The organism is Flagellimonas myxillae (assembly GCF_023502235.1).
Classification (GTDB): Bacteria; Bacteroidota; Bacteroidia; order Flavobacteriales; family Flavobacteriaceae; genus Flagellimonas; species Flagellimonas myxillae.
Window position 1 is genome coordinate 1,127,306 of record NZ_JAMFLY010000001.1, and the last position, 17,279, is coordinate 1,144,584.

The following is a 17,279-nucleotide window of genomic DNA, read 5'->3' on the forward strand; positions in this document are numbered from 1 at the left end:
AGGAATGCGAAAAGGAATTTTACTGTGCCTTATACTTGTCTCCGTGTTGTCCTGTAGTAAGGATGTTACAGTTTTACCACCCGAAGATGAAGGCAACGAACCACCAAAGAAGATTACGGAAGCCCGGATCGTGGGTTATTTGCCAACGTATCGGTTTTCGCTCAGCAGTGAAATTGCTTACGAAAAACTGACCCATCTAAACTTGGCCTTTGCCAATCCAGACGCTGATGGAAATCTAATTATGCCCGATATAAGCGACGTGGTCGGGGATGCTCGGGCTGCCAATCCGAATATTGTAATCTGCCTTTCCCTTGCTGGTGGGGCCTTGACAGACGAACAGGCTACCCATTGGTCTAACTTGATAGATGACGGCGCCAACATTCCTGGATTTGTCACCAAAATTGTGGACTATGTGTTGGACAACGACTTGGATGGAATAGATGTGGACCTGGAATGGAGTCATGTTACTCCTGGTTATAGTCCCTTTGTATTGGCGTTGGATACTGCCTTGGACGCCCAAAACAAATTATTGACGGTTGCCTTCCCTCAAACCCGTTTCGCCAACATTACCGATGCGGCTTTGGCAGCCTTTGATTTTATCAACATCATGTCTTACGATGCCACAGGGCCATGGAACCCTGCAAACCCTGGGCAGCATAGTTCCTTGCAATTCTCCACGGATGGAATCAATTTTTGGAAAACGAACCAAAGCATTTCAGCAGAACGGCTCAATTTGGGTGTACCATTTTATGGGTATGAGTTTGTGAGCGATACCGAGGCGACCTCATTTACTTTTGGGCAAATGGTGCAACAAGATGTCAGCTATGCCAACCTGAACCAAGTGGGCAATGCGTACTACAACGGAATTCCGACCATTAAGGCGAAAGTAAATTTAGCACATACCGAAGGACTAGGTGGTATCATGATCTGGGAATTGGGGCAGGATTCATTTGATGAGCATTCGTTGCTCACTGCGATTCATAGCGAGTATTCATCCCTCGGAGTTTTTTGAATAATGGAAAATGGATAGTTGGATGCCCGAAGTTGATTGTCTTGAGTCTTGTTTTTGAGTTTGAACTTGAACTTGCTCATTTGACAGGTGAAGGATAAAAGGTGAAAGCTGGATTGTTGGATTGTTGGATTGTTGGATTGTTGGAATTTGGCGCTTAGAATTTGGAGTTTACTCACCTAACACCTAACACCTAACACCTAACTCCCAACGTCTTGTCTCTTGTCTCTTGGTTCTTGAGTTTGAGCTTGAACTTGAACTTCTTTAATTCGAAGTTTGATCAATAAACTCGTCCACGTCCTTTTTAAACTTTGCCATGGATGGGATATGGGTGTACATCATATGCCCGGCTTCGTAATATTTCATAATGATGTTTTTCTTGAGATCGGCATCCAATCCCATATGGTTGATGGAATGCTCCACCCCATAAAAAACTGTCGCCAAATCGTAATAACCATTGAGAATAAGAATCTTCAGGTCCGGATTTCGCTTCATGGCGGAGGTCATATCCGGTAATGTGGTAACGGCCACTTGCATGTTCCAAATAATGTTGCCATTGTGTTTCCAATCCCACTTAAAGTTCTTTCTAGAGCTGGCAGTGGTGGTATAACTCCAATCCTTTCGCACCTTTAGGTCGTTGTATAGATAGTCTTTAAAAGCAGCGATATAAGGTGGGGAAATGGCATCACTTTGTGGGTCGGTCAAGGCATTTTGGGACAATAAATCCTCATTGATTCCGGTAAACCTTGAGTCTAACCGACCTACCGTAAGTCCTTTGTCCTTAAGTAGTTCCTGAAAGTATTCTCCGTTGGTAACTCGCAAATCAGCCTTAAGGTAAAAGTCTCGGCTCAACCCTGAATAATCTGCCAGCTTTTGGGCCACGGCATTTCGTTCGGCGGTGCCCAATTGGTCTCCTTTAAGGAGGGCCGGGGCGTATTCGTTTTGGGTAAACGCACGTACTTCATCCAGAAACGACTCCAGGCTTTCCCCTTTGTTCTTTACTTTGTTATGGTACCGGGCCGTTGCGGCATAGGTAGGATAATGAATGAGATATGCTGTGTCATCCCCAGGTCCGAACAACAAGTGCTGTAAATCGAATACCGCAGACACCATAATCACGCCGTTCATGGCAATTCCCTTGTCCTGCAGATGCTTTACAAGCCCCGCATTACGGAAGGTACCATAGCTTTCTCCCAATAAATACTTGGGTGCGTTCATTTTACCACTTCGGATAATAAATTGTTCTATAAAAAGCCCAATACTCCTGATATCTTGGTCCACGCCCCAGAAATCTTCCCATTTGGCATCTCCAATGGGCTTGCTGAATCCGACCCCCACCGGGTCTATCATCACTAAATCGGCCTTGTCCAAAATGGAAAATTCATTATTGACCACCTTGTAGGGCGCAGGTTTGGTATAGTTGGGATCGTTTATCTCGATACGTTTGGGTCCCAAAACCCCAAAATGCAACCAAAATGAAGCAGAAAGAGGTCCTCCGTTGAAAGCAAATACGATAGGTCGATTGTTGGTCCCTGCTTTTTTGTAGTGGGTAAACCCAAATAGTGCGATGGGTTTGTCGTTTTCGTCCCGCAATTGAAACGTCCCTGTTTCTGTGGCCAAGGAAATGGTGCGACCTTTGATGGTCACGGATTGGGTTGAGGTAAATATTTCCCCATCAGGAATCTCTTTAATCTCTTTCTTTTCTTGGGCAATTGATGGAATCGCAAGGAAAGTAAGGACAAGAAGAAAAGCCAATTTTTTCATGTGGTCGGAATGTTTTGATTTGACCTCAAAATAGGGCTAAAATTTGATTTTGGTCCAGTTTTTCTAAAGGCTATTCAGAAAACGGGGCAAATCCATACCCTTGTCCAAATCCAATTTCTTTTTTAGCCGGTATTTCCTTGGGCGATACAGTGGGTCTTTATTGTCGCCCGGTCAAAACGGGTACGATGTACTCGTTTACCAACGCATCCGTGTAGTTATGCGCATTTCTGTTGCCGTAGTTGGTGGTTGTAATGACCATCACCGCGTTCAATTCAGGGATGGCCAACAATTTCTGACCTCCATTACCAGACATATAGTAGGAGTAATACTGTTGCTTTTCCCCAAAACTTTTTAGCCAAAACAAATAGCCGTATTCAACCCCATCCCTAACCCTAACTTTTGGGGTGGTTGCCTTTTGCAACCAGGAAGCCGACATGATTTCTTGACCATTCCAAACTCCTTTGTTTAAGCAGAGTTGAATAAGTTTCAATAGATCCCTGCTTTTGTATTCGCTGCCCCCTGCGGTGTTTAACACCCCTTCGGGGTTGTAATGCAGGACATAATCTTCAATACCCATGGGATTAAAAAGGTTTTCCTTCGCAAATTGGTCTGCTGGCATGCCCACCGCACGCTGCACTATTTCAGCCATGGCAGCCGCACCTGCCGAACAATAACTAAAGGCCCTGCCATAAGGTTGGTCCTCAGGTTTTGGCTCAAAAGGGTATGATCTAATAGGCAAGTCCACTAAAAAGCCGGTCCAGTCCTCGATAACATACATGCGCTCTTCATTGCCCCGGGAGTAACTATTAAAATCATTGCATTCCAATATGGAACTCATACTGAGCAAATCTTCTAGGGTAATCCCTGACTTGCGTTCATCCGGGTTTTTCACTGGAGTCTTGTGTCCAAGATATTTGAATATTTTATCCTTTTCGGATTGGATGTACCCCTGTTTTATGGCAATCCCAGTAAGCAGGGTAGCCATGGTCTTGGTAGCAGAGCGCGTATTGTGTTTCGAATTTGAATCTGCGCCGTTGTAATAATTTTCAAAAAGGAGTTCGCCATTTTGGGCAACCAAAACACTGGTTATACGCTCGTATTTTCCAGATTTAATGGTGCTGTCCATTTTGGACCAAAGCGGGTGGGCAGTTCCGGTAGGGGCAGTTAAATCCAACTGCGAACATGCGTTTTGGATTGAGAATAGGTAAACAAAAATGACTACAATTAATTTATTCATGATTTGAATGTTTTTTGAGCCAACAATGTACCGAGGAATTTGGCATCAAAATAGAACAGAATTAACATTGGGCTACATCATCTGTTTCCGGAATGCGCTGGGAGTTTTGTTCATATAGGCCTTAAAGGTTCGGGTAAAATGACTTTGGTCCGAAAAACCCAATTGATAGGTAATTGCTGTTAATGTATTGGAAGGATCCAGCAAAAGTGGAATAGCTTTTTTGATTTTCTGCTGTCTTATATATTCACCAAGACTCATGGACAGATATTTTGAGACCGCTCTAGAAATATGTACCGGATGGATATTTAGCTCAGAAGATAAATAATCAAGGCTAAGCGAGGAACTGTCATAATGAAGTAATTCTTTTAAGCCATCTACCCATATGGGATTGTCTAGGGTGTTTATTTCTTTTTGGTTACCTAAAGCTTCACAGATTTGAAGCAATAAAACCTCCACAGACACTTCACTATAGTCATCTGAAAGTAAGAATTCGCGATATAATCTGGCGAACAGAACATGTAAATGAGGGTTTTCAATGAGTTGGCTACCCTCCAATAAATGCAAAGGGATTCCGTTTTTTTTGAGCCATTCTACCTCAAATTCCAAATGGAACCCACTGGCTTTGTCAGAATGTTTTAATCCGTAGTGGGGCTCTTCCCAATTGTTGAACATTAAACTTCCGGAGGGGCAAAGTGTTTGTACTCTGGAATTACAATCCTTCATATGCCCCTGTAGCACATACATAAAGTATGGGTTTTCATGGTAATGCCAGTCCGTTTTATCCCCGGTATAGGTATACTGCGACAACAAAACCCCGTTAAAGGACACTTCTGAATTTGGACTTCCGTAATATTTTCCCTTGGTTAGAATTTTCATTTACTAGAGCATGCAACTAACGAAAACTAACTTGTCCCGTTTTCGAGCTATATCCGCCGCGAACGAATTTCGACTAATTTTCCTTCAAAATCAAGAGGTGGCTCCAAGACTAGAATAGAAGCTATCACAATCGCAACGAATACTTATAAAGTGTTCAAAAAAGTGGTCAAATCCATATCCTTGTCCAAAGCCAATTTCTTTTTTAATCGGTATTTGGACTTAAGGATACTGTCTGGTAGTACATTTAAAGTGGCTGCAATTTCCTTGGTGGTCAAGTTCATCCGTAAAAACGCCGCCAAACGAATTTCCTTTTCGGAGATATCAGGATAGAGCGTCTTGAGTTTTTGGTCAAAATCGTTATGGACTTCTGAGAAATAGGATTTAAATACTTCCCAGTCCTTGTCGGAGGCATTCTGTTTTTTAAGTAGCATCACGATTCGCCGAAACTCTACTTTGAACTTTTCCGGAGAGTTTTTTAGGCTTTCTAGATTTTCTTTGAGTTCTTGGATAAAGGTGTTTTTTTGAACCAGATGCAAGGTCTGGCTGGCCAGTTCCTTTTTCTTATGCGCAATTTCCTGTCTATATATTTCCTCCTGTTTTTCCCGGGCAATGCGGTTCTTTTTTATTCGTTGTCGGTACCCAAAAACAGATAAACCAAATAAGCCTAAGGCAGAGGCCATACCTCCGGCATAGAGCCCTTTTCGGAGATTGCTGATTTCAACTTCTTGGTTGAGGGTCTTTATTTCCTTTTGCTGTAAAGTGATTTCGGCTTCCCTTTTTTCCAATTCAAAAAGGGTTCGCATTTCTTCAATCTGCTGGGATTTTCTTATCGAATAGATGCTATCTTTTAAAAGATTGTGTATTTCTAAATGCCGAATTGATTCAGGATAGTAATTCAAGGCGCTTAAAGATTTTGATTTTTGTAGGTAGGCGTTTGCCGATTCCGGAATTGCACCAATGCTATCGGAAATAACAATAGCTTTGTCAAAATAGGGGATTGCCTTTTCGTATTCGTAGGCCTCATGATAATATGTTCCCAAATTGATATAAACTTCATTAAGATCCGTAGGAGTCTCCATTGCGGAATAAACCTTGATTGCTTCATTAAAACTTGATAAAGCTTCATCACTGCGATTCAATTTGCTATAGGCCTTACCCAAGATGTTATGGGCGCTGGCCTCGGTTTGTTGGAACTGATTTGTGTTGGCGATTTGGGTACATCGAATCAAATAGGGCAACGCATCTTTCGCCTTATCCTGTAGAACAAGGTTCTCCCCGATTAATTTTAAGACATCACTTTCCCAGAGTAAATCCTTGAAATCTTGGTATACATGCAAAGCTTGTTTAAGGTAGTTTAAACTTTGCGTATAGTTTTCCAATTTCATTTCTGTTTGGCCCAAGGCGTTGTAGGCATCCGCAATGAAAAGCGAATCTTTGGCCCGGGCTTTGTATAATTCTAGGGCGGTTAGCTGATTTTTTAGGGCAAGATTAAATTGACCTTCCCGAACATTAATATCGCCTAGCGCATGATAAGTGGAACCAATATATTTGAAATCATTCTCCTTTGCGTTTTTAATAGTATCCTTGTTTTGGAAGACATTGATGTTGGTATAAAGAAATTCTTTGGCCTTGGTAAAATCATTTTTTTTGTTGTACAAGACTGCCAACCCCATATTTACGGTAAGAATACCTCTTACATTCCTCAAACTTTCAGCTATGTCCAAGGCCGCTTGCTTATAGTATAATGCTGAGTCTAACTGGTCCTTGTTCAAAAAATAAAAGCTTAGATTGTTATACGCTTGACCAAGACCAAATCCGTTTTGCAATTCTTTGGAGATACGAACGGACTCTTGGGCATATTTATAGGCTTCATCAGGATTCGTGAAACTTAAATTCTGAAAGATGAGTGACCCAAGGTAAATCTTGGTGGTATCAATAGCTTGTTTATTGTACTCTCTTATTAAGCTATCAATATTTTTGTATTCTTGAGCGTGCAGTGAGTTGCTAATACAAAATCCACCTAATAAAAGTATCTTGAATAGGGTTCTCATAATGCGTTCAAAAATTGGTTCAAGTCGATTTCTTTGTCAAGCAGTAATTTCTTTTTTAATCGGTATTTGGATTTAAGAATACTATCAGGAAGCACATTTAAGGTTGCAGCAATCTCCTTGGTGGTCAAGTTCATCCGTAAAAAGGCCGCTAATCGGATCTCCTTTTCTGAAATATCAGGATAAAGCGTTTTTAGTTTTTGGTCAAAGTCGTTATGCACTTCAGAGAAATAGGATTTAAAGACTTCCCAATCTTTATCGGAGGCATTCTGTTTTTTTAGCAGCATTACAATTCGGCGGAACTCCACTTTGAATTTTTCCGGAGAGTTTTTAAGGCTTTCCAGATTTTCCTTAAGTTCTTGGATGAAGGTGTTTTTTTGAACCAAGTGCAAGGTCTGGCTGGCCAGTTCCTTTTGTTTGTGTTCGATTTCTTTCCGATAGATTTCCTCTTGTTTTTCCCGGGCTATCCGATTCTTTTTTATACGCTGGCGGAACCCAAACACCATTAATCCGGAAAGGGTAAGGGCCGAGGCAAGACCTCCGGCGTAGAGCCCTTTGGTGAGCCTGTCCACTTTGGCTTTTTCATTTAGGGTTTTGATTTCTTCTTCTTGCAGGGCAATTTCAGCTTCTCTCTTTTCGGTTTCGTAAATGATTTTTAGCTCTGACAATTTTTGACCGTTTTCAACATTAAAAACACTATCGTTGATACGCTTGTATTTCTTATGCCATTTTAATGCCTCTTCCGGTTCGTTTTTGGTTTCAAATACCTTGGAGAGCAATTGGAAAGATTTTTGCTCCAACTCTAAATCCGTTGTACCCTGCTTCAAGTCTAAGGAACGGTTAATAGCATTGATACTCTTGTCCAGTTGCCCGTTGACGGAAAAAAGTTCTGCTTTCCAGTACAGTACCCAAGCTTTTTCACGGGAGTTCAGGGTGGAATCGGAAACTTTTTGGGCAAGATTCAGGTATTCATTTGCATTGTCATATTGTTTGGCCTTGAGATGAAGAATACCTTTATTTAAATAGGAAAAGAACAAATAGTTGGGTGAATTAACTTCTTTGGCCAATTCTATGCTTTTGATTAGTTGTTTTTCAGCTTTTTGATGATTATTAGGATTTTGAATATTTATGGCAGCCAAATCGATTAAAGTTGAACTGTGATAATGCTTGTCGTTTAATTTCTCATATAGTTCTTTTGCATTTTCAAAATAGTCTATCGCAGAGAGCGTGTCGCCCATTTTTAGATAACATCGTGCTATGGCCGAGTTGGTATCGCTCAATAGAAGGGAATCGCCCAAGTGCTCAAATATTTTAGCTGCGGTTATGGCATTTTCCAAAGCAAGCTTGTAGTAGCCTTGGGAGCTCCTGGTATTGGCAGCCCGCTGATAGGTACTTCCAATACCAGAGGTGTCTTTGACTAGCTCGAAATTGGCCCTGGCATTTTCATTGTAATAAAAGGCACTATCATGTTGTCCAAGTCTACTGAAATTCGAGGCAATATTGAGTTGCATTCCAGCCGATGTTGCCGTTTCTCCAGCCGCCTCGCTAAGTTCAAGCGTCTTTCGATAATATTGGTTGGACTTTTCCATATCATCAAAATAATAATAGGCGATACCTTTTCTTTGGTAACCTGTCGCTAGAATTGCCACATTTTCCAAATCGCTACCCAAGGCGATCAAAGAATCAGAATAGCCTATAGCCCTGGATACGTCATTGTTTATATGAGCCCTCCAAAGATTGACTAAAATGGGAGTGCGGGATGAATCTCTAGGAGATTGTTGTAATGCAGTCAAAAGACTATCTATTCTGTCCTGTCCCTGAAGCTGGGAAAAAACCAATATTGGGAAGGTAAGCACTGAAAATAAAAGTGAAATGCGATTTTTCATAGGAGGTTGATTGCATTTCTAAGATACCGATTAAATCTCTTGTTAACACAATAGCATCCATAGACAAAAATGGTCCTGTCCATATAAAGTCCATGTATGAAATGCTGATTTTTAAATTTTTAATATCTGGAATTCATTGAATCCATTGAGGTTTACGGGATTTAGTTCCATTTTCATTTTTTGTGCTGTCCATACCTGTTTTGGTGAAAATCCATAGGTACTGTCCATACTTTGTCCATGCCTAAAATTAGGCTTGACTCCAATTCACAGATAATTTCGAAGCGTTGAATCCATAAAAACCAAGAAATTATGAAAACAAATCACCCCCTTTTAAAAGTAGGAATGCTAATCATCCTTTTAGGCATGTCCTTTTCAATCTTTGTTGCGTGCAGTAAAGACAGTACAGATTCACCCATTACAGATGATGAAGTGGTGACGGATGACGATGACGTTAATCCTGTTGACATCAATTCGGAACTGGCGACCTTACAAGCCTTTTCCCAACCAGCAGAAATTTCCAACCCAGAACTTTTGGACGAAGAAGACCCTACTCGTGATCTGGATTACGAATGTGTTGTAAAACATTATAAAGCTGCTCCGGGTTTTGATGAAATGCTTTCTTTGGATCCATCAACCGATGTAATCTACCCAGGAGCCATGCTTAAGGGCGAATCCATTCCCACTGGTGAATACATCGGAATCAATGGAGGCCGAGCGCCAATTACCCTCTCTGTTTCTCTTGAGAATATCGATGGTTCACCATCCATAGAAATACAAGACCCTGATTTGGACGGCGTACGCGATGGGATAAACGAATTACTGGGACAAGGAGTAACAGGAGCTACCCCGGCCGAGTTGAACTTTACCATTGAGGAGGTCTATTCCGAGGAGCATTTGGATATTGCCTTGGGTGCCAATTATCGAAGCAAGAACAAGGATGTATCTGCTTCTTTTGATTTTGAAAGCTCGGAGTATAAATATAAATACGTGGTCAAGTTCTTTCAAGAATACTACACCATTGATATGACCTTGCCACCCAATGATGATCCAGGCTCCCTATTTACAGAATTACCCGATTTAAACAGCACAAGCCCCGTTATTGTTACTTCGGCCATGTACGGTAGAATGGTGTTGTATACCGTAGAATCCAGTTACTCTTATTTGGAGGTGAAATCAGCATTTGCACTTTCTTTTAGCCAAGGGCAATCTAGTGGTGACGGTGGGATTGATGTAGATCATGAAGAAATCATCAGCAAATCTAAAGTAGACGCCTTGGTAATTGGTGGTTCGGCAGAAGATGCAGTGGGAGTTATTTCTGGACCTTCGGGGGTATACAGTTATATCATCAACGGGGGTAACTACTCCAAGGATTCCCCTGGTAAGCTATTGGCCTATAAGTTACGATACATTAAGAAAGATATGCCTGTTGCAAGGGTTGTTCTAGCATCGGAATATCCTGTTCGTAATTGCGAACAAGCATGGTTTAAATATGAGGTGAAAATTGAGGAAATCGCCAGGGTAGATGGATTTGCCCAAAAAGAGATTTATGGGAATATCACTGCCGGTGTTCGGAAAAGCGGAAGCAGTAGCTATACGGGAAGTTCAGCGTCGTGGTCGGAAAGTTGGGGAGATGCTAAAGATGTATCGCCAAGTGACCCCTATACGGTTAACGAAAAGGCGACCATTGAATTGTACAAGCCCAATTTGACACAGGATGAGGTCTATTTGTATGCACACTTAAAGGACATGAACACCATTGGGTTTGATGACCTGGGAGACGATAGTTTATCCATAGATTTACAGGATATCGGCTTTACAACGGTGAACTTGGGTACGGATGAAACGCAAACCAAAAAATCGTATTCGCATTATCTCGATTCTTTTGAGGACGATATGAAGGTAACCTTTACGCTCAAGCGAATAGCGTACTAATGGCATCCATATGCAGCTGGCCGCTCAGGTTGGGTTCAACAACTTGATGCCGGCTGTTTTTCAATGAACAATAAACAATGAACAATGAACAACGAACAATTGATAATTGCACATTGTTAATTTTTAATTGACTCGACCAACTCCAACTGGTCCACACTCACCTGGGTGGTGAACATCCCATAATTGACAACGGCCTTGCCTTTTTCCAAGGTATCGATGCTGCCCACTGCCTTTCCATCCTGCATTCTAACGCGATCTCCCACTTTAAACACCGGTCTAGGTTTGTTCTTTTCCTTTTGGATGGCTTTTTTCTTCTCGATTTTCCTTTCTTGCCGGACTTTTACGATTTTCTTTTCCAGCTCTTGGGCCACCTGTTTCTTTTGGGCCTGTTTGGCTTTGGCTTGCTTAGCGGTGGTCTTTTTGCGCTTGCTGTTCTCGGTTTCCACAATCCGGAGGAGTTCCGAGATCAAGGGACGTTTTTTATTGTCGATAAAGTAGCGCTCTGCCACTGTGTTCACCTTATCTCCCAATTGGATCATGCGTTGGTTGTGGTCGTATAGTTCTTGGTAGTTCTCCAATTTGGATTTGATTTTGGCATTCAACTTTTCAAGTCGTTCTGCCTCGTCTCTCGCCTTGGTCTCCTCTTCTTGTAGTCGTGAGCCGGTTTGGGCCATCTTGCTGCGTTCCTTTTGAAGCTTGGCGATAGTGGCATCAAATCTCACCTTACCGCGTTCAATCTTCTTTTTGGCCTTGTTGATCAAACTGTATGGGATTCCATTTTTTTGAGCCACCTCAAAGGTGAACGAGCTTCCCGCTTCCCCCAATATCAATTGAAATGTGGGCTCCAGGGTCTTGGAGTTGAACATCATGTTCGCATTGGTGGCATGCGGCAGTTCATTGGCCAAGGCTTTTAGGTTGGCGTAGTGTGTGGTGATCACACCATAAGCTTCCCGTTCGTAAAACACCTCTAAAAAGGCTTCAGCGAGTGCGCCTCCCAATTCAGGATCACTTCCGGTTCCGAACTCATCAATCAAGAACAAAGTTTTGGCATTGCACTTCTTTAAGAACTGATTCATGTTCTTCAATCGGTAGCTGTAGGTGCTGAGATGATTTTCTATCGACTGGTTGTCACCAATATCGGTCAATATCTTATCGAACAGACAGACCGAACTACGTTCATGAACAGGAATTAGAAGCCCAGATTGAAGCATCACTTGGAGTAATCCAATTGTTTTTAAGGTGATACTTTTTCCCCCTGCATTGGGGCCAGAAATTACAATGATTCGGTTTTCGCCATGCAATTGAATGGTCTGCGGCCAAGTTTTTTCCTTCTTGAGCTTGTTGGTCATATACAACAAAGGGTGGTACGCATCGCGGAGAAACAAATTCCTTTCGGGATTGATCTCCGGCAAAAGGGCATTCATTTCGGAGGCGTATTTGGCCTTTGCGGAGGTAAGATCTATATGGCTGAGGTGGGATTGGTATTCTGCCAATAGTTCCCGGTAGGGTCGTATATCGTCTGTAAGCTGATTGAGAATGCGTTGGATTTCCTCCTTTTCCTCAAATTCCAAATTGTTGAGCTCCCTGGTATATGAAAGCGTAGCTTCCGGAATGATATAGACAATACTCCCTGTTTTGGAAGTGCCCATGACCGTGCCCTTTACCTTCTTTCGATACATGGCCTTTACGGCTAAAACGCGTCGATTTTCCACAACGGACTCCCGAATTTCATCGAGATAATCCTGACCTTGGTATCTACCAAGGGCTGCTCCAAAACTTTGGTTGATCTTCCCGCGTACTTCATTGATTTGCCCTCTGATGGAACGCAATAGCTCTGATGCTGAATCCCGGATTTCCCCGAATTTGTCAATTACACCATCAACTGTGGACGGGATTCCTGCATGGCCTTCAAGTCGTGAGGTCTCTTCAAAAAGTAAAGGGTAGTATTCCTTAAATTTCTTAAAAAACTTTTGGTGGAGCTCAATGGTAGTGCAGATTGACGATATTCTTCGGAATCCTGAAATTTCCAAAGTGGTGTTCTCAATCCCCAATAGTTTTAATTCTCCATGGATTTGGTCAAAACCATGATTGGGAATCCGATTGTCGTTGTCATATGAGGCCAGATACTCCGAGGTTTGCCCCAGGGTTTTCATCAGTAGCTCGCTATCCGTGAAGGGACCAATCTCCAAGGCCTCCAGTTTGCCCAAGTCTGTGGTACAGCGTGCAGATACCTGTTCCCGGACCGTGGGGAACTCTAAATCTTGTAGTGTTTTGGGGTGAATGTTCTGCATTTTCGTTTCCTAGCGGGGCAAATATAGCCAAACCTAAACCCAATCTGGGCAAATACCCTTCTCAATGAATGTTCCCACCTACAGGAAGACCACTAGGTACACTTTCTGGAATGGTCTTATCGAAATTTGTGTCGTTTAAGGTGTTCAGGAAGGAGATGATCTGACCCATTTCCTTAACGGTAAGGTTAAGTTCAGAAACCAAGGGGTCGAATTTGGATTTTGGAATGTTTGGATTCCGCGTTTTGCCATTGGCAATATCTTCATAAAACTCCAGTACCCGTTTTAAATCCATAAAGCTTCCATTGTGCATATACGGAGCGGTAAACCTTAAATTTCTTAGGGATGGGGTGCGGAAAGCAAAACTGTCCTTGTTCCCTTGGTCGGCGCTTCCCAAATCCATCTGCGGAAGTTTTTTGTTTTCAGGAACTCCAAGAACATGCATCTTGAAATCCGAAAACATAGGCCCGTTATGGCAATTGACACATCCAACTTTTTTGAATTGTTCGAAACCGTCTTTTTCAAGTAACGAAATCGCATTTTTGTCCCCCCTCATGAATTTGTCAAACCGGGAATTGTTCGTCACCAAGGTACGTTCAAAAGCTGCAATGGCTTTTCCTAAATTAATTTCTGTAATTGGCTCTTCTTCGTCGAAAGCGACGCTAAAAAGCTCTTTATACTCCGGAATCTCGCGCAATCGGTCCACTACAACATGTAGAATTTCCGTTTCAGAAAAGTGGAGCCCTCGCATTTCTTCCAGGGCTTTTATAGGTTCCAGTGCTTGGTTCTCGAGACTTTGGACCCTGTCGTCCCAGAACATGGGGGCATTTTCCGCGGAAAGGGTTTGGTTTCGCTGAATACCATTAAAAGCTGTGTTAAGGATGGTCTGCGCATTCCGCTTTACAAAGGGAATTTCGTTTGGTGTATTGAATTTACGGTCGCTGCCCAAGCCTGAGGCATTGGTTCCTATGGAAATATCCAGGAACTCTGCATATCCCATATCCGGATGGTGGCATGTGGCACAGCTAATGTCTTTGTCCCCGGATAAAATGGGATCGTAGAATAAGAGTTTACCCAGTTTTTCTTTTGCCGAATTGGATGGGTTGTCCCTGGGCTCAACAATTTCAAGGGGTAGGGCAGTAAAAATGGTATCCACCTGAATAGCATCCTCAATGGCAACCTCCTTGGGTTTTGGGCCGCCACAACCAACGACCACAAATAGGCCAATCAATAAAAGGTATCGCAAATGGGTAGAGGGCAACATCAGCCAGAATAAATTAGTCGCAAGGTAAAGATAAGTTGAAGTCGTATTGGGAATGCATGATTTTAATCATAAACCCGGATTATTTGGCCATTCCCTTTGCCCTTCACGCTCTTTACATAGGCATTTACTGCCTTTCCCATAGAAATAGGGGTGTGGCCGGGAAAGTAATCCTTGTATTTTTCATACGCATCGATGACCAGTCCCAAAGAAACCACGTTCAATCGAATCGCATCTTTGAGTTCCAGAGCGGCCGCCTGCACAAAACTGTGTATTCCACCGTTTACCATGGCGGCACTGGCGGTCATAACCACCGGGTCATCGGCCAATATTCCTGTGGATAGTGTAATGTAGCCTCCGGGATTCAAAAAGTGTTGCCCAATCCGTACCAAGTTCACTTGGCCCATCAATTTGCTTTTTATGCCGATGTAAAAGTCTTCTTCGGACAAATTCTCAAAATGGTCCCATTTGGCCTCTCCTGCAATGCATACAATGGCATCTACCTTGCCCAATTTTCGAAACATCTTTTCAATGGAATCGCTGTCCGCTATATCCATAGTAAAATCGCCAGAGTTTCGCCCTGCAATGGATACAATTTCCGTCTTTGATAGGTGCTCACTTACTTTTTTCCTATAGTTCCTTGCCCGCCGATTATTAAAATTTTCATTGCGATAGTTTGGTGTCCCGAAGGTATTAAAAATAGACACCAATGGTTAGCATTACCATGCATAAGATTCCCAATAACAATACCAGGGGCAAGGCAAATTTCAACCACTTGTCATAACCGACATTAACAATGGCCAAGGAGGCTAAAATAATCCCCGTGGGGTTAATGATCTTAAACAGGCCTACACCAAATTGATATGCATTCACCATGATTTCGCGTCCAATTCCAGCGCTGTCCGCCAAGGGCGCCATTATAGGCATGGTCAAAACTGCCATTCCTGACGAGGAGGAAATAAAGAAGGTGAGCCCTGTATACATTAAAAAAACCACATTAATGAATAAGCCTTTTGGCATGGTCGCAGTGATTTCCGTAGCATAAAAAAGCAGGGTGTCGCTCACTTGGCCATCTGTCATAAGCACGGTGACACCTCGGGCAATACCAATGATAAATGCCACACTAAGAAGATCCTTTGCTCCAGTCATGAACTCTTTTACGAACAGCTTTTCATTCATTCTGGCGATAATTCCAATCAGCAATGCCCCCGCAAGAAAAACAGAGGTCATTTCCAAAAACCACCATCCCAATTGGGATACACCATAGACCATGATTAAAAAAGTGCTGGCAAAAATCAGGAGGACAAGCTTAAGCTCGCCGGTAAGCTTCACCAAATTGTTGGAATCTGAAATAGGGAACAGTTGCTGTATTTCCTCATATTGATCATGGATGTAGGACTTGGAAGGGTCTTTTTTTACGCGCTGCGCATAACGGATAATAAATGCAATGCAAAGCACTAGGCCCAACAAAAGCATGAGCAACCTTCCATTCAATCCGACCGTCCAATCTATACCTGCAGCGTCGGATGCGATAATTGTGGAAAAGGGATTTACGGTTGAGGCCAAGGTGCCGATGGAGGATCCAATGTAAATGCTTGCAATCCCAACTAAGGCGTCGTATTTGGCGGCTAAAAAAATGGGAATCAATATGGGATAAAAAGCGATGGTTTCCTCCTCAAGTCCAAAAGTAGTTCCCCCTAGGGCAACCAGTGTAGTCACAAATATGATCAATACAAATTCTTTGCCTTTCAATTTTTTGGAGAGCCAGCCAATGCCGGCTTCAAAAGCCCGGGTCGCATTAACAATGCTGATTAGCCCACCAATAATCAACACCAACAGAATGATATCCGCAGACTGCATTATCCCTTTAAGGGGCGCTTGAATAAAACCTACAAATCCTTGGGGATTGCCCTCTAGTTTTTTATAGGTGTTGGGAATGCTTATGGGCTTGGAAATCGCCCCAGCCTTAAATTTTTCTATGGCGATTTTTATGGATAAATCGTCCAAGGTTTCCTGTGTGGCTGGCAAACTGGTTTGAAGATCTTGGCTGATGCGTATGAAACTATCTGAATCGCTATCATAGCTCAATCGGTCGTATTGCCCAGCCGGAACCAACCAGGTCAATAGGGCCACAAAGGCTGCGATTATGAATAATACGGTGTGGGCAGTTGGGAACTTTACTTTTTTAAGCTTGGCCATAGGTTGATGGTTATTTTGTGTATAGAAAGATATTATTTTTAGATTTAGCGACGGAAATTCGAGTATTTGATGAAGGTAGACATAGAACCTAGTTGGGAGACCAAATTGCAGCAGGAGTTTGAACAAGCTTATTTTCAGAAACTGGTCCAATTTGTTAAGCAAGAATATACCCAGCATACGTGCTATCCTAAGGGTAAGGATATTTTTTCAGCCTTTGATTACTGTCCGTTTTACGAAACCAAGGTGGTCATCATTGGACAAGATCCTTATCATGGCCCAGGACAGGCCAATGGTCTATGCTTTTCCGTAAAGGATGGCATTCCACATCCACCTTCCTTGGTGAATATTTTTAAGGAGATAAAAACCGATGTTGAAAAGCCTTATCCAAATAGCGGAAATCTAGAGCGTTGGGCGGAACAAGGGGTACTTTTGCTAAATGCCACGTTGACCGTAAGGGCGCATCAGGCCGGAAGTCACCAAAAAAAAGGATGGGAAAAATTCACGGATGCTGTGATCAGCACCATTTCTAGAGAGCAAGAGGGGGTGGTATTTTTGCTATGGGGCGGATTCGCAAAGAAGAAAGCATCACTTATTGAAAAGGGCAAACACCATATCCTTACCTCGGGTCATCCGTCTCCCTTAAGCGCCAATAGAGGGCTTTGGTTTGGAAACCAGCATTTTAGTAAAACAAATACCTTGTTGTCCCAGATGGGCAAGCCGTTAATAAGTTGGTGAATTACTTTTGAAAGTAATTTCTTAGATGTTTACGGAAATTCTTA

The 17,279-nt window shown here is 42.5% G+C and carries 12 protein-coding genes; 3 read left to right on the forward strand and 9 right to left on the reverse strand.

Features of this window, described 5'->3' with window-relative positions:
• Positions 1-4: 4 nt before the first annotated feature.
• On the forward strand, positions 5-1,012 hold the full coding sequence (locus M3P07_RS05165; RefSeq protein ID WP_249968826.1) for a glycosyl hydrolase family 18 protein: 1,008 nt from the start codon (positions 5-7) through the stop codon (positions 1,010-1,012).
• Between the two features lie 261 nt (positions 1,013-1,273).
• Here M3P07_RS05165 and M3P07_RS05170 read toward each other — a convergent pair whose 3' ends face one another.
• From M3P07_RS05170 to M3P07_RS05190, 5 genes are all read right to left on the reverse strand, one after another.
• Positions 1,274-2,773, reverse strand: coding sequence for a S10 family peptidase (locus M3P07_RS05170; RefSeq protein WP_249968827.1), 1,500 nt, complete (start codon positions 2,771-2,773; stop codon positions 1,274-1,276).
• Between the two features lie 157 nt (positions 2,774-2,930).
• Positions 2,931-4,010 carry a serine hydrolase domain-containing protein gene (locus M3P07_RS05175; protein WP_249968828.1) on the reverse strand — a complete coding sequence of 360 codons (1,080 nt, stop codon included), beginning with the start codon at positions 4,008-4,010 and terminating at the stop codon, positions 2,931-2,933.
• A 72-nt stretch (positions 4,011-4,082) separates the two neighbouring features.
• Positions 4,083-4,886: an AraC family transcriptional regulator gene (locus tag M3P07_RS05180; RefSeq protein ID WP_249968829.1), complete on the reverse strand. Its 804-nt coding sequence runs from the start codon at positions 4,884-4,886 to the stop codon at positions 4,083-4,085.
• A gap of 143 nt (positions 4,887-5,029) precedes the next feature.
• Positions 5,030-6,937, reverse strand: coding sequence for a tetratricopeptide repeat protein (locus tag M3P07_RS05185; protein ID WP_249968830.1), 1,908 nt, complete (start codon positions 6,935-6,937; stop codon positions 5,030-5,032).
• Positions 6,934-8,820, reverse strand: coding sequence for a tetratricopeptide repeat protein (locus M3P07_RS05190; protein WP_249968831.1), 1,887 nt, complete (start codon positions 8,818-8,820; stop codon positions 6,934-6,936). The genes M3P07_RS05185 and M3P07_RS05190 overlap by 4 nt, the downstream gene beginning before the upstream one ends.
• A gap of 309 nt (positions 8,821-9,129) precedes the next feature.
• Between M3P07_RS05190 and M3P07_RS05195 the strand changes: the two genes are divergently transcribed.
• Positions 9,130-10,752 (forward strand): thiol-activated cytolysin family protein, encoded by a 1,623-nt coding sequence (locus M3P07_RS05195; protein ID WP_249968832.1) that lies wholly within the window; start codon positions 9,130-9,132, stop codon positions 10,750-10,752.
• A gap of 116 nt (positions 10,753-10,868) precedes the next feature.
• Here M3P07_RS05195 and M3P07_RS05200 read toward each other — a convergent pair whose 3' ends face one another.
• The 4 genes from M3P07_RS05200 to M3P07_RS05215 all read right to left on the reverse strand — a co-directional run bounded on the left by M3P07_RS05200 (position 10,869) and on the right by M3P07_RS05215 (position 16,500).
• Positions 10,869-13,043, reverse strand: a complete 2,175-nt coding sequence (locus M3P07_RS05200; RefSeq protein WP_249968833.1) for an endonuclease MutS2 — start codon at positions 13,041-13,043, stop codon at positions 10,869-10,871.
• 61 nt (positions 13,044-13,104) lie between these two features.
• Entirely contained in the window at positions 13,105-14,304 is a 1,200-nt protein-coding gene (locus M3P07_RS05205) for a cytochrome-c peroxidase (protein ID WP_249968834.1), read from the reverse strand.
• Between the two features lie 62 nt (positions 14,305-14,366).
• Positions 14,367-15,008, reverse strand: coding sequence for a short chain dehydrogenase (locus M3P07_RS05210; RefSeq protein WP_319946563.1), 642 nt, complete (start codon positions 15,006-15,008; stop codon positions 14,367-14,369).
• The gene (locus M3P07_RS05215) at positions 14,995-16,500 is read right to left on the reverse strand and encodes a YfcC family protein (protein ID WP_249968835.1); all 1,506 of its coding nucleotides are present in this window, start codon (positions 16,498-16,500) and stop codon (positions 14,995-14,997) included. Before M3P07_RS05215 ends, M3P07_RS05210 begins: the two co-directional genes overlap by 14 nt.
• Positions 16,501-16,569: 69 nt before the next feature.
• Between M3P07_RS05215 and M3P07_RS05220 the strand changes: the two genes are divergently transcribed.
• Positions 16,570-17,235: a uracil-DNA glycosylase gene (locus M3P07_RS05220; RefSeq protein ID WP_249968836.1), complete on the forward strand. Its 666-nt coding sequence runs from the start codon at positions 16,570-16,572 to the stop codon at positions 17,233-17,235.
• Positions 17,236-17,279 lie beyond the last annotated feature (44 nt).